Genomic DNA, 13,465 nt, shown 5'->3' with positions numbered 1-13,465 from the left:
TAAGTATCCATTTATGGACAAATATTCTTTTCTAAATGCGGTTCACCCTTCTTATATCGCAGAACTTTACGATACATATTTAAAAACCCCTGATAAAATAGAACCAAGTTGGAGGGCATTTTTTCAAGGCTACGACTTTGGTAGTGAAAACTTAGGCTTGAATGTTGAGATTGAAGAAAATATTTCAGAAAGTCTTTCAGAAAGTCTTTCAAAAGAGTTTCAAGTAGTAAAACTAATTGACAGTTATAGAACAAGAGGTCATTTATTTACTAAAACTAATCCTGTTCGTGCTAGAAGAAAATATGCACCTTCTTTAGAAATTGAAAATTTTGGTCTTTCAGAAAATGACTTGGACACAGTTTTTAATGCAGGAGAAATTTTAAGTATTGGTAGACAAACACTTCGTGAGATACGTAAACATTTAGAAGCAATTTACTGTAATTCTATTGGGGTAGAATATATATATATTCGTCAGCCAGAAGAAATTGCATGGATTCAAAGTAAGTTAAATATAAATGATAATCAACCTAAGTTTTCTTCAGATGAAAAGAAATATATTCTTAGAAAGTTAAATGAAGCTGTTTCTTTTGAAAGCTTCTTACATACCAAATATGTTGGTCAAAAGCGTTTTTCTTTAGAAGGAGGAGAATCATTAATTCCTGCCCTTGATGCTTTAATAGAAAAAGCTTCAGAATATGATGTTAAAGAATTTGTCATGGGAATGGCACATCGTGGACGATTAAGTACTCTTACTAATATTTTCGGAAAATCTGCTAAAGATATCTTTAGTGAGTTTGATGGTAAAGATTATGAGCAAGAAGTGTTTGATGGTGATGTAAAATACCATTTAGGATGGACGAGTGATAGAATCACTGATGCAGGTAAAAAAATAAATTTAAACATTGCGCCAAACCCATCACATCTTGAGACAGTTGGAGCTGTTGTTGAAGGAATAGCGAGAGCAAAACAAGATGATAAATACCGCGATAATCCATCGCAAGTTTTACCAATAGTTGTGCATGGAGATGCTGCAATTGCAGGTCAAGGAATTGTATACGAAATTGTGCAAATGGCGCAATTGGAGGGTTATAAAACGAATGGAACCATTCATATCGTAGTAAATAATCAAATAGGCTTTACGACCAATTATTTAGATGCACGTTCTAGTATTTATTGTACCGATGTTGGAAAGGTAACATTATCTCCTGTATTGCACGTCAATGCAGATGATGCAGAAGCTGTGGTACATGCCGTTTTATTTGCATTGCATTTTAGAATGAAATTTAAACGCGACGTCTTTATCGATTTATTGGGTTATAGAAAATATGGACACAATGAAGGAGATGAGCCAAAATTTACACAACCTCTTTTATATAAAGCGATTGCAAAGCATAAAAATCCAAGAGATATCTATGCAGAAAAACTAATTGAAGAGGGAATTATCGATACGACTTATATTTCAAAATTAGAAAAAGAGTATAAAGATTCATTAGAGGAAAAATTAGAGGATTCTAGAAAAATAAAGAATACAGTAATTACACCATTCATGAGTAATGAATGGGTAGATTACAATACTGCAGATGTGAATAAAATGATGCAGGTTGTAGACACTAAATATGCTAAAGAGGGACTAGCAAAAATTACGAAAGTGTTGTCTAATTTGCCTAAGGACAAAAAATTTATTCGTAAAATTGATCGCCTTGTCCAGTCAAGACAAACAATGTTTGATGAAGATAGGTTAGATTGGTCAATGGCAGAACATTTAGCGTATGGCACTTTATTGGAAGAAGGATATGATGTACGTGTTTCAGGCCAAGATGTAGAACGAGGAACGTTTTCGCATCGTCATGCAGTAGTTAAAGTTGAAAATAGCGAAGAAGAAATTGTTTTGTTAAATAATATTAGTGATCAACAAGGAAGATTCTCTATTTATAATTCACTACTTTCCGAATATGCCGTGGTTGGTTTTGATTATGGGTATGCTATGGCAAGTCCTAAAACACTTACCATTTGGGAAGCACAATTTGGCGATTTCAGTAATGGAGCACAAATTATGTTAGACCAATATATCTCGGCAGCAGAAGATAAGTGGAAATTACAAAACGGATTAGTAATGCTATTACCTCATGGATATGAAGGCCAAGGAGCAGAACACTCTTCAGCACGAATGGAACGTTATTTACAACTCTGTGCTAACGATAATATGTTTATTGCTGATTGTTCAACACCAGCAAATATGTATCATTTGCTTCGTAAACAAATGAAAGCTGACTATAGAAAACCATTAATTGTTTTTACTCCAAAAAGTTTATTGCGTCATCCATTAGTAGTTTCAAGTGTTGATGACTTTGCAAATGGAAGCTTTCAAATGCTAATTGATGATGAAAAAGCAAAAACGGATCAAATTAAAACATTGGTTTTTGTTACAGGAAAATTCTATTATGATTTATTAGAAGAAAGAGAAAAACTAAATAGAGAAGATGTAGCTTTAGTTAGATTAGAACAAATTTTTCCTATTCCAGTTAAAAACATACGCGAAATAATTAGTAAGTACAGAAATGCTGATGATGTTGTTTGGGCTCAAGAAGAACCAAGAAACATGGGTGCTTATAGTCATTTATTGATGAATTTAGATGAAGTGAAAACATTTAGAGCTGCAACAAGACGACTTTATGGTGTACCAGCTGCAGGTAGTTCAGTACGTTCAAAAAAACGTCATCAAGAAGTAATAGACTTCGTGTTTGATAAAACAAAAAACAATCAGAGATAATACAATTTCAATATATTTAATATTTTAGAAAGATGATTTTAGAAATGAAAGTTCCTTCACCAGGAGAGTCAATCACAGAGGTAGAAATAGCTGAATGGTTAGTTGCCGATGGAGATTGGGTAGAAAAAGACCAAGCAATCGCTGAAGTTGATAGCGATAAAGCTACTTTAGAATTGCCTGCGGAAGCAAGTGGAATGATTACCTTAAAAGCTGAAGAAGGAGATGCAGTAGCAGTTGGAGCAGTGGTTTGTTTAATAGATACAGAAGCGACTAAACCTGAAGGAGCTAGTGAAACTTCTAAAGTTAAAACAGTTGAAAAAGCGGAAGAAAAAGTTGTTGTCTCAGCGCCACAAACAACTTCTTATGCAACGGGAACACCTTCTCCAGCAGCTAGAAAAATATTAAGTGAAAAAGGAATGGATACAACTTCAATTCTTGGCACTGGAAAAGATGGACGAGTTACTAAAGAAGATGCTGTAAAAGCAGTTCCTTCAATGGGAAGTCAAGGTGAAGAAGAACGAGGTACAAATCGTAAAAAACTTTCAATGCTTCGCAGAAAAGTAGCAGAGAGATTAGTTACTGTAAAAAATGAAACTGCGATGTTAACCACTTTTAATGAAGTGGACATGACTGCTATTTTTGACATTCGTAAGCAATATAAAGTACAATTTAAAGAAAAGCATGGAGTAGGACTTGGGTTTATGTCGTTCTTTACATTAGCTGTTGTAAGAGCTTTAGAATTATTTCCTGAAGTAAATTCAATGATAGATGGAGATTATAAAATTCTCTATGATTATAAAGATATTTCGATTGCAGTTTCTGGACCTAAAGGATTGATGGTTCCGGTAATAAGACATGCTGAGAACTTATCATTTAGAGGGGTAGAAGCTGAAGTAAAACGTTTAGCTATAAGAGCAAGAGATGGACAAATAACAGTAGATGAAATGACTGGTGGTACTTTTACTATTTCAAATGGAGGTGTATTTGGGAGTATGTTATCAACTCCAATTTTAAACCCTCCTCAAAGTGGAATTTTAGGAATGCATAATATAGTAGAACGTCCTGTTGCAATTAATGGAAAGGTTGAAATAAGACCAATTATGTATTTAGCACTTTCTTATGATCATAGAATTATTGACGGAAGAGAGTCGGTTGGTTTCTTAGTTGCCATAAAAGAAGCATTAGAAAATCCAACAGAGTTGTTGATGGAGAATAAGATACAATCAGCTTTAGAATTATAAAAAATTAATATATTGATAATAAAAAAACCCTTTTCGAATTAATTGAAAAGGGTTTTTAGTTTGGTTAGTTTACAAGATTATTAACCTCTTGTGCTGTTTAGTTATTTGAAAAATAAAACGATACAATATTTAATAAAACAATTGCAACTACTAAAACAAAGACTGATATAAATACCGCCTTTTTTGTTTTATTTTTTCTTATATCGCTTTCCATCAACATACCTTTATTTTAAGGTATAAAGTTCTGACATTTTATGGAATAATAAAATAAGTATAAACACGTAGTTTTTTAAGTAGCAATAAATTAGAGTAAATATCCTTGATGCTCTTTTGCCCAAATTAATAAACTATTGGTTTTCTGCTCAAGTTTTAACTTATTGATAATATTGCTTCGATGTTTTTCTACGGTTCTATATGAAATAAATAAGATTGATGCGATTTCTTTATTCGTTTTATCTTTTACTATAAGCTTAAGAATTTTCTTTTCAGAAGGAGTTAAAGATTCAAAAGAACTATCATTAAAAGCATTTCCTTTTAAAGACTGTTTGATTTTTTTACTGAAATAAGGGATTCCTTTTGAAACTGATTCTATACAAGTTTCTATTTCTTCAATAGCAAACTCTTTTAAGATATATCCAAATATATTAAACTCTTTCGCTTTTTGAAAGAGTATTTCTTCTTTATGAAATGTGATTAACACTACTTTAGTGTCTAAATTATTCGCTTTGCATTTTTCAGCGACCTCTATTCCAGACATAGAGGGCATTTGGATATCTAAAATTGCAATAGCTGGCTTTTTTTCTACAATTAAGTCATAAGCTTCTTGACCATTATTTCCACTCCCAATAATATTAAAATTCTTTTCTATTAAAAAGTCATTTAAGCCTTTCAAAAGAAGAGGGTGATCATCTGCTGTTATGATAGTTAAATTTTTCATACAATTGGAAACTCAAATTTTATAATTGTTCCTTCTCCGTTTTTAGACTGTACTTTCATATTACCATTTAAAAAATTAGTTCTCTCCCGAAGAGTTTTAAGCCCAAGAGATTTTACATTATAATATTTTTTCGCAAAATCAAAGCCTTTGCCATTGTCCTTAATTATAATTGTTATGAGTTTATTTGTTTTTTTAATATTTACTTTACACGCTTCAGCATCTGAATGTTTAATTATATTACTTAAACATTCTTGAACGATTCTATATATATTAACTTCTTGTTCTTTTATAAATACCCCGTCTATATCATCCATTTCAGAAGTAATAAACAAGGGTGTGTTTTCATCAATTTGTTCTAAGGTGTATTTTATCGCCTTTGTTATTCCTAATTCCTGTAATTGAAATGGGTGTAAATCTTTTGCAATGGTACGCAATTCATCAATGCTAGAATCTACCATTTTCCTTGAAATTTCATCGCCAGAAGAAATTAATTTGTTTTTTAATACTAATAAATTTTGTCCTAAACCGTCATGTAATTCTTTAGATATTCTTTTTCTTTCTTCTTCTTGAGAAAGAATAAGTTTTTGACTAAATTTTTCTTGAACCTCTTGAGTGTTTTTTAAGTTTTGTTGATTTTTAAATTGAATTATTAAACCAAAAATTAAGAGAGTTGATAGTATTGAAATTCCCACCAATTTTTTAAATGAATCATTGTCTTTTTCTAATAATTTTATATTGGTATTTTTTTCAACTAAGTCTTTTTCTTTTTTCTCAGTTTCATATAAAGTTTGATAATAAGCGAGTGAATTTGTTTTACTTTGATTAAAGATAGAATCTTTTATGGTAGTATACATGTCTTTGTTTTCAAGACTTTTTTTATAATTACCCATTTCTGAATATATAGAAGATAATATGAAATGGGCGTCCATTACTTCTCCTCCATAATTCAATTTTTTAGCACTTGTTAATTTCTTTTCTGCAAATTCTAATGCTTTATTGTAATCAGATAATGCTTTGTAATACAGTGACTTTGAACCATAATAACTAGATTCAGAAATTAAATCACCTTCAATTTTATCTTTAAAAGCATCTACTAAAGTTAAATGATATTCAGCTTTTTCTACATCGTATTTATTGCTGTAATATTCTGATAACTTTGAATGTATCACTATAAAGTTAAAACTATAATCATTGTCTTCATCTTCAGATACTTTTATCATTGTTCTTTCTGCCTTCAATAAAAATTGGATATGCTTTTTATTATCCCCTATTTTTTTATAATCAAGGGCTTGATTATAATATTCAGTAGTTAAATATTCTTTTAAATCTAAAGTAATTAATTTTTCTATTAGTAGGTCTCTTTCAATTTTGGCTTTATCAAAAAAGCCATTCATACTAAACATGGTAATATTACCTTGTTTTGCAAAAAGCATATACTGATAATCTTTTAATGCTTCAAAATATTGATAAGCATTTTTGTAATCCTCACCAGCTTTAACAAAGTTCCCTAATTTAGAATTTGCCTGACCTCTAAAAAGATAGGTATCTGCAACATATAATGAATCAGACTTTGAAAAATTTTGCAATGCATTTGTATAATCAATAATAGCTTTTTTTAAATCTAATCGAAAGTTTGCTCCACCTCTTTTTAAATATAAACCTCCCAATAAAAAACTATCTTTAATTTTAGATTTGTAAGCTAAAACGTCATCAATTATAGTTACTGCTTTTCTAGGTTCACTCTTAAAGTTGGTTAGTATATACTGAAGATTTATAGCTTTTTTTGCTGCATATTCAAAACTGTCAACTTTCTTAGCTACTTCAATATATTGTATGCTTGATTCAATAAATAAGTCATTATCATTTTTGAAACTTTTGGACACTATAGAATCTAGTGCAGTTAATTTTAAAGAGAGGTTTTGTGTTGTGTCAATTATTGACTTATAATAATTAACATCCTGAGCATTAACGCTTAAGGCATTTAGGATAAATAGTATGAAAATTAACCGTATGTATTTCAATATATTAAGTTCTATGAGGGAATTTTAAATGTATAAAAATAAAGTTTAATAAAGTCAATTTTAGGTAATATAAAGACAATTCCTTCCATAATCGATTACAGAACGTGTTCTTTTTAAGAAATCGGCTCCAAGAATTCCATGAACTTCTTTTTCATTTGTTTGTTGAAGTGCCTCATTTACATGTGATAAATCGAACAGTACAAAGTCCATTTCTTTAAGGTGCCAAGAACCAACAGAAAATGAATTTTTTTTTGAAATTTTCGTCATCATCCCTACGGCACCGGCTCCTGCTGCTTTTATTTCACTTTCTTCACTTGATAAATGAAAGTAAGCTATACTTTTAAAACCGATACAACTTGTAGAAGCTCCAGTATCTAGGATAAAGTCGCCTTTTTGCTTATTAATTTTTATTCTTAATTTATAGTGGCCAGTATTCAATTTTATTAATGGGATACGATGAAACCCTTTATTTTCAAGAAGATTTCTTAAATTCGACATTCATTTTTTTTTGAGTAAAGATAGCAAACAAAATAATTAATAATTAGGTGAGTTATTATAGGTCTCAATCGATTAGATTTGCATTTATGTTAACAGATACACATACACATTTATATAGTGATTCTTTTGATGATGATCGTAAGGAAATGATTCAAAGGGCAATGAATAATGGGGTAAGTCGATTTTTTATACCAGCTATTGATTCAGCATATATACCTTCCATGTATCAATTAGAAAAAGACTACCCTAAGCAAGTATTTTTAATGATGGGACTCCATCCAACTTCTGTCAAAGATAATTACAAAGAAGAACTAGCTATAGTCGAAGAACAATTTAGAAACAGAAACTTTTTTGCAGTAGGTGAAATAGGTATAGATTTATATTGGGATTCTTCAACGTTAGAAATTCAAAAAAAAGCATTCAAATACCAAATCCAATTATCAAAAAAATATAAACTACCTATTGTTATACATTGTAGAAATGCTTTTGAGGAGGTATTCGAGGTGTTAGAAGAAGAAAAAGGGGCGGATTTATTCGGGATATTTCATTGTTTTACAGGAACTAAAGAACAGGCGCAAAAGGCTATTTCATATAATATGAAATTAGGTATAGGAGGAGTTGTTACTTTCAAAAACGGAAAGATTGACACTTTTTTAAATGAGATTGATATAAAACATATTGTTTTAGAAACAGATTCACCTTACCTTTCACCAGTTCCTTATAGAGGAAAAAGAAACGAGAGTAGTTATCTAACAAATATTTGTAAGAAAGTTTCAGAGATATATACTATTTCTGAAGATGAAGTCGCAAGAATTACAACAAATAACTCGAAAAATGTTTTTGGTATTTAGCAGCAAAATTATATATGAATAGTAAACCAAACATACTCCTTATCTATACCGGTGGTACTATTGGTATGATAAAAGATTTTGAAACAGGTTCGTTGCGAAATTTCAATTTTGATGAATTGCTAAATCATATCCCTGAATTAAACTTATTGGATTGCCATATCGAGACAACAAGCTTCGAAGAGCCTATAGATAGTTCAAATATGAATCCTAATTATTGGGTGGAAATCGCAATAATGATAGAGGAGAATTATGATAATTTTGATGGATTTGTAGTGTTGCACGGTAGCGATACCATGTCATATACTTCTTCTGCATTGAGTTTCATGCTAGAAAACTTGAATAAACCTGTAATTTTTACAGGATCTCAATTACCAATTGGTGACTTGCGTACTGATGCAAAAGAAAACTTAATTACATCCATTCAAATTGCAGCATTACAAGAAAATGGCTTGCCAGTTGTTAGAGAGGTAGGTTTGTATTTTGAATATAAATTATATCGAGCTAATCGTACCACTAAAATAAATGCGGAACATTTTGAAGCATTTGCTTCTTTAAATTATCCACCTTTAATTGAAAGTGGAGTGCACCTTACTATAAATTACGCGGCATTGATTAGAGCATCAGTTGTTAAAAAGCTGAAAGTGCATAAAAAACTAGAGTCACATATTTTATTAATAAAAATGTTTCCAGGATTAGATAAGGAAACAATGGAGTATTTATTAGACTATCCTAATTTGAAAGGTTTGATTTTGGAAACCTATGGAAGTGGAAATGTAACCAATAGAAAATGGTTTATAGAAGCTATCACAAATATCATTGAAAAAGGAATTCCTGTAGTTAATATAACACAATGTTCGGGTGGAAGTGTTGCTATGGGCTATTATGAAACGAGTATTCAGTTAAGAAATATCGGAGTAATATCGGGTAAAGATTGCACAACTGAAGCTGCACTTGCAAAATTAATGTATTTATTGGGGAAAAATGTTGAGGCTAATAGCTTCAAAACCAACTTTGAAACCCAACTTAGGGGTGAAATGTTATAAATTTTCGTGTTAAATATTTCCCTACCCTGTTTTTTTTTTGTTATTTGCCCATCCGTTTGGCTCATTGAATTATTATTAATTAGAGAGGTGGCCGAGTGGTCGAAGGCGCACGCCTGGAAAGTGTGTATACGCCAAAAGCGTATCGAGGGTTCGAATCCCTTCCTCTCTGCAAATGAAAAATGTATAGAGTAGTTACATTTATATTAAATGTAAATTCAATAATAATGTTTTCATTCAGTGTAAATAAAGGGGGTTTGGAAATAATAATTTTATCATTTCCTCTCTTCAGAATATTAACTTGGAATTTTACTAAATATTTTTATATCTTTAAACCTTTAACTAAAAACAGACTTTAAGTCGATAGCAATGAAAAAATTATTTTCTATTTTGGCAATTGCCGCAATTATTTTTGCGGGGACATTTAACGCGAATGCAACAATAAGTAGTTCGTCAACAGTAACTACAGCCACAGTTACATCTATTCAAGAAGAAGAAGCCGCTCCTGCAGAGGAGGAAACAGGATGGCATCAAGAATTAAAAGAACGATTTGTAGAGGGAGGTCCTGGTTTTATGGGGATTGTACTTTTATGTCTTATTCTTGGTTTAGCAATTGCTATTGAAAGAATTATTTATTTAAATCTTTCTACTACCAATACTCAAAAACTAGCTACAGATGTAGAAGATGCATTAAGTAGTGGTGGTATTGAAGCAGCAAAAGAAGTTTGTAGAAATACGAAAGGACCTGTAGCCTCTATCTACTATCAAGGGCTCGATAGAGCTGATGAAAGTGTTGAAGCAGCAGAAAAAGCTGTTGTTGCTTACGGTGGAGTACAAATGGGGCAATTAGAGAAAAATGTTTCTTGGATTTCATTATTTATCGCATTAGCACCTATGTTAGGATTCATGGGAACAGTAATTGGTATGATTTCTGCATTTGATAAAATTCAAGCAGCAGGTGATATGAATCCATCTCTTGTAGCAGGAGGTATTAAAATTGCACTATTAACAACTGTATTTGGTCTTATCGTAGCGATTATACTTCAAGTATTCTATAATTACATTGTTGCAAAAATTGATAGCATTGTAAATAGTATGGAAGATGCATCTATCACATTAATAGATATGTTAGTAGATTACAAAAACAAAAAATAATTTTAAAACCATATAGAATGGGATTACATAAAATTTTAAAAATAGTAGCATTAATTCTTAGTGTTGCTGGAATTATCTTCCTTGCAATGATTGTCGCTAAAGGTGATGAGGTTGTACAAGCAACTGGTGAGGGAGTAGACGGATATTTATTTGTAGCTTATATAACATTTGCGATTGTTTTATTTTTTGTCATTGTTTTTGTATTAAAAGGAATTCTTGCTGGTGATATTAAGAAAACTCTTATAACTATCGGCGCATTCTTGGTTGTAGTAATCATAGCTTACGTATTAGCTGATGGTACACCAATGATAAAGAGTGATGGTACAATGATGTCAGAAAGCGCTTCAAAATGGGCGGGAACAGGACTATATGCCTTTTACCTTCTAGCTATTATAGCGGTAGGTGCAATGGTATTAAGCGGAATTAAAAAAATAGCAAAATAATGGCAAGAAGAGCAACACCCGAAGTTAATGCAGGATCTATGGCAGATATCGCATTCCTACTTCTTATTTTTTTCCTAGTTACGACTACGATTGAAAAAGATAAAGGGATTGCAAGACAGTTGCCTCCTATTGAGCCTCCAACGGAGAAACCTCCTATTATTAAGCAGAAGAATTTGTTTGTAGTTAATGTAAATAAAAATGATCAATTACTTGTTGAAGAAGAATTAATGCAGCTCAAAGATTTACGTCAAGCTGCAGTTGATTTCTTGGATAATGGAGGAGCAGCGTCTAATAGTGCAGAATTTTGTAACTACTGTAAAGGAAATAGAAGCTCAAGTTCTTCAGATAATCCTGAAAAAGCGATTATATCTTTACAAAATGATAGGCTTACTTCTTATAAAATGTACATTAATGTACAAAATGAGTTAGTTGCTGCGTATAATTTTCTTAGAGATAGAGAGTCAGAACGTCTTTACGGTTGGAAATTCACTAAAGTTAAAAAAGCTATTAGCGAAGGAACTTTCAATGGCGATGTATCTAGTACAGAAGAAAAATTGAAAAATATACAGACATTATTTCCTCAAAAATTATCAGAAGCAGAACCGAAAAAGAAAGGATCATAAATTTAAACAGATATGTCAAAATTTAATAAGAAAAAAACGGGTGCATTGCCTCCAATTTCTACAGCATCTTTACCCGATATTGTATTTATGTTATTATTTTTCTTTATGGTTGTAACCGTATTAAGAGATAGTAGTTTATTAGTGCAAAATAAATTACCTAAAGCTGATCAAGTCGAAAAGCTTAAAAAAGATAGGTCAATTTTTGTTTATGCAGGTAAACCAAGTGATGCATATAAGGATAAATATGGTACAGAAGGTAGAATCCAAATAGGAGATAAATATACAGATGTTACAAATTTAAAGCCAGCGCTTGAAGGTTTAAGAGGTAAATTACGTCCTGAACTTCAAAATAAAGTTATGGTTGCTTTAAAAGTAGATGAAGAGACTAATACAGGTTTAGTTTCAGACATTAAACAAGAACTACGAGAAGCAAATATGTTGAAACTAATTTATATTACCGCAAATGGTAATGAGTTAGATCAATAGAAACATTCTAAAATATTTTATAAAAAGCGCCTTGATATAATCAAGGCGCTTTTTTTTTAGTAATCATCAAATTACTTTTATCTTTAACCTATGTTTTTTAATAACCAATATATCTTAACCTATATCTTAACTTTTTTAAGCTATTTAATGATGGCTCAAGATTCTATACCTCCAATAGAGAGCGATGATCATTATCGAGAAGATCAATTTTATATGGGAGTTACTTATAACCTTATATCTTCAGCGCCTTCAGGAGTAAAGCTTAATGGAGTTTCTGGAGGAATACAATTGGGCTTTCTTAGAGATATGCCTATTAATGAAAAAAGAAATATAGCTGTTGCCTTAGGAGTAGGATTAACATTAGATCAATTTGGGCATAATCTTTTTATTAATGAAAACGTTGATGGTCAAACAACCTTTTCGGTATTAGATAGTGATGTAGATTATGACCGTAATCGTTTTAGTTTTGCTACGGTTGAAGTTCCTTTTGAATTTAGATGGAGAAGCTCTACACGATCTACATTTAAGTTTTGGAGAGTATATACAGGGATAAGAATAGGATATTCCTTTTGGAATAATGCTAATTTTAAGCAATCTGAATTGAAAATTTCAAAATCGAGTATTAATGAATTTGAATCCTTACGGTTAGGAGCTACATTAAGTTTTGGATATAGCACATTTAATTTTTTCGCCTATTATAGCTTAAATCCGTTTTTCAATAATGATGCGATAACCACAGGCGGACAAAAAATAGAAATGAAAGCATTAAAAATTGGAATAATATTTTATATACTATAACCAAAAATTCAGCATAATTAATTGGGGAATTATCCCAATAAAAAAACCAGTAATTAGCTCTGGTACCGTATGCGAGTTTGTGTGTAATCTAGATGATGCCACCCAGCCATTACAAATAAAAAAAATAGCGATACCCATTAATAGGTTAACTTTAAAATGGACGCTTAATGCTATAATAAACATAGTGATACCCGCAATGCCCATTTGGTGTAAACTTGCTTTAAATTTGAAAAATACAAGCATTAATGCGCTAAGGGTTGTGCATAAAATCCCCAAGAAAAAATAATACATTTCAATGCTCTCATAAGGTGAAAACACCATTTTAATAATGAGTAATATTAAAATACATTGAATCATTAACGGATACTTTCTTTCTTCTACATTCTTTAAATGAATAGATGTAATAACATTTAAATTTTTCAATAAAAAGAAGGTAATGATAGGAATAAGTAACGTAATGATTATAATAGCAAAAATCTTTGATTGTACTATTAAGGATTCATTATAGCGCGGAGTTATATTATAATAAGTAATAGCGCCTAATAAGGGAATAAATAAAGGATGAAATATATAGGCGGCTAAACGTAAAAAAAAATTCATTT

At 31.0% G+C, this 13,465-nt stretch carries 13 protein-coding genes and 1 tRNA gene; 10 read left to right on the top strand and 4 right to left on the bottom strand.

What is annotated here, in order from left to right:
- Window positions 1-13 precede the first annotated feature (13 nt).
- Together ABXT64_RS04185 and odhB are read left to right on the top strand one after the other, a co-directional pair.
- Window positions 14-2,770 (top strand): 2-oxoglutarate dehydrogenase E1 component, encoded by a 2,757-nt coding sequence (locus tag ABXT64_RS04185; RefSeq protein ID WP_443634184.1) that lies wholly within the window; start codon window positions 14-16, stop codon window positions 2,768-2,770.
- Window positions 2,771-2,802: 32 nt separating this feature from the next.
- Window positions 2,803-4,011, top strand: a complete 1,209-nt coding sequence (gene odhB, locus ABXT64_RS04180) for a 2-oxoglutarate dehydrogenase complex dihydrolipoyllysine-residue succinyltransferase (protein ID WP_443634182.1) — start codon at window positions 2,803-2,805, stop codon at window positions 4,009-4,011.
- A gap of 304 nt (window positions 4,012-4,315) precedes the next feature.
- On the opposite strand, the gene ABXT64_RS04175 is transcribed toward odhB, so the two are convergent.
- From ABXT64_RS04175 to ABXT64_RS04165, 3 genes are read right to left on the bottom strand one after another with little or no spacing between them, the layout of a single operon-like run.
- On the bottom strand, window positions 4,316-4,948 hold the full coding sequence (locus tag ABXT64_RS04175; RefSeq protein ID WP_443634180.1) for a response regulator: 633 nt from the start codon (window positions 4,946-4,948) through the stop codon (window positions 4,316-4,318).
- On the bottom strand, window positions 4,945-6,969 hold the full coding sequence (locus tag ABXT64_RS04170) for a tetratricopeptide repeat-containing sensor histidine kinase (RefSeq protein WP_443634177.1): 2,025 nt from the start codon (window positions 6,967-6,969) through the stop codon (window positions 4,945-4,947). Before ABXT64_RS04170 ends, ABXT64_RS04175 begins: the two co-directional genes overlap by 4 nt.
- A 60-nt stretch (window positions 6,970-7,029) precedes the next feature.
- On the bottom strand, window positions 7,030-7,467 hold the full coding sequence (locus tag ABXT64_RS04165; protein ID WP_443634175.1) for a retropepsin-like aspartic protease: 438 nt from the start codon (window positions 7,465-7,467) through the stop codon (window positions 7,030-7,032).
- Between the two features lie 86 nt (window positions 7,468-7,553).
- Here ABXT64_RS04165 and ABXT64_RS04160 point away from each other — a divergent pair, with 86 nt between their 5' ends.
- From ABXT64_RS04160 to ABXT64_RS04125, 8 genes are all read left to right on the top strand, one after another.
- Window positions 7,554-8,318, top strand: coding sequence for a TatD family hydrolase (locus ABXT64_RS04160; protein ID WP_443634173.1), 765 nt, complete (start codon window positions 7,554-7,556; stop codon window positions 8,316-8,318).
- A gap of 14 nt (window positions 8,319-8,332) precedes the next feature.
- On the top strand, window positions 8,333-9,361 hold the full coding sequence (locus tag ABXT64_RS04155; RefSeq protein ID WP_443634171.1) for an asparaginase: 1,029 nt from the start codon (window positions 8,333-8,335) through the stop codon (window positions 9,359-9,361).
- 81 nt (window positions 9,362-9,442) lie between these two features.
- A tRNA-Ser gene (locus ABXT64_RS04150) sits at window positions 9,443-9,530 on the top strand.
- A 197-nt stretch (window positions 9,531-9,727) separates the two neighbouring features.
- On the top strand, window positions 9,728-10,513 hold the full coding sequence (locus tag ABXT64_RS04145; RefSeq protein ID WP_443634169.1) for a MotA/TolQ/ExbB proton channel family protein: 786 nt from the start codon (window positions 9,728-9,730) through the stop codon (window positions 10,511-10,513).
- A gap of 17 nt (window positions 10,514-10,530) precedes the next feature.
- Entirely contained in the window at window positions 10,531-10,956 is a 426-nt protein-coding gene (locus tag ABXT64_RS04140) for a hypothetical protein (protein WP_443634168.1), read from the top strand.
- Window positions 10,956-11,579 carry an ExbD/TolR family protein gene (locus ABXT64_RS04135; RefSeq protein ID WP_443634166.1) on the top strand — a complete coding sequence of 208 codons (624 nt, stop codon included), beginning with the start codon at window positions 10,956-10,958 and terminating at the stop codon, window positions 11,577-11,579. Before ABXT64_RS04140 ends, ABXT64_RS04135 begins: the two co-directional genes overlap by 1 nt.
- Window positions 11,580-11,591: 12 nt before the next feature.
- On the top strand, window positions 11,592-12,065 hold the full coding sequence (locus ABXT64_RS04130; RefSeq protein ID WP_443634165.1) for an ExbD/TolR family protein: 474 nt from the start codon (window positions 11,592-11,594) through the stop codon (window positions 12,063-12,065).
- Between the two features lie 90 nt (window positions 12,066-12,155).
- Entirely contained in the window at window positions 12,156-12,863 is a 708-nt protein-coding gene (locus ABXT64_RS04125; RefSeq protein ID WP_443634163.1) for a porin family protein, read from the top strand.
- Here ABXT64_RS04125 and ABXT64_RS04120 read toward each other — a convergent pair.
- Entirely contained in the window at window positions 12,858-13,463 is a 606-nt protein-coding gene (locus tag ABXT64_RS04120) for a hypothetical protein (RefSeq protein WP_443634161.1), read from the bottom strand. The two genes, ABXT64_RS04125 and ABXT64_RS04120, sit on opposite strands and share 6 nt — an antisense overlap.
- Between the last annotated feature and the right edge of the window lie 2 nt (window positions 13,464-13,465).

It is taken from the genome of Candidatus Marifrigoribacter sp. Uisw_064, from assembly GCF_047730175.1.
Taxonomy (GTDB): Bacteria; Bacteroidota; Bacteroidia; order Flavobacteriales; family Flavobacteriaceae; genus Marifrigoribacter.
This window is presented reverse-complemented; position numbering and strand designations above follow the sequence as displayed.

Excerpts from the sequence above, each read along its gene's own strand:
- ABXT64_RS04185 (WP_443634184.1), top strand. The coding sequence starts at position 14 with ATGGACAAATATTCTTTTCTAAATGCGGTTCACCCTTCTTATATCGCA.
- odhB (WP_443634182.1), top strand. The coding sequence starts at position 2,803 with ATGATTTTAGAAATGAAAGTTCCTTCACCAGGAGAGTCAATCACAGAG.
- ABXT64_RS04175 (WP_443634180.1), bottom strand. The coding sequence starts at position 4,948 with ATGAAAAATTTAACTATCATAACAGCAGATGATCACCCTCTTCTTTTG.
- ABXT64_RS04165 (WP_443634175.1), bottom strand. The coding sequence starts at position 7,467 with ATGTCGAATTTAAGAAATCTTCTTGAAAATAAAGGGTTTCATCGTATC.
- ABXT64_RS04160 (WP_443634173.1), top strand. The coding sequence starts at position 7,554 with ATGTTAACAGATACACATACACATTTATATAGTGATTCTTTTGATGAT.
- ABXT64_RS04155 (WP_443634171.1), top strand. The coding sequence starts at position 8,333 with ATGAATAGTAAACCAAACATACTCCTTATCTATACCGGTGGTACTATT.
- ABXT64_RS04145 (WP_443634169.1), top strand. The coding sequence starts at position 9,728 with ATGAAAAAATTATTTTCTATTTTGGCAATTGCCGCAATTATTTTTGCG.
- ABXT64_RS04140 (WP_443634168.1), top strand. The coding sequence starts at position 10,531 with ATGGGATTACATAAAATTTTAAAAATAGTAGCATTAATTCTTAGTGTT.
- ABXT64_RS04135 (WP_443634166.1), top strand. The coding sequence starts at position 10,956 with ATGGCAAGAAGAGCAACACCCGAAGTTAATGCAGGATCTATGGCAGAT.
- ABXT64_RS04130 (WP_443634165.1), top strand. The coding sequence starts at position 11,592 with ATGTCAAAATTTAATAAGAAAAAAACGGGTGCATTGCCTCCAATTTCT.
- ABXT64_RS04125 (WP_443634163.1), top strand. The coding sequence starts at position 12,156 with ATGTTTTTTAATAACCAATATATCTTAACCTATATCTTAACTTTTTTA.
- ABXT64_RS04120 (WP_443634161.1), bottom strand. The coding sequence starts at position 13,463 with ATGAATTTTTTTTTACGTTTAGCCGCCTATATATTTCATCCTTTATTT.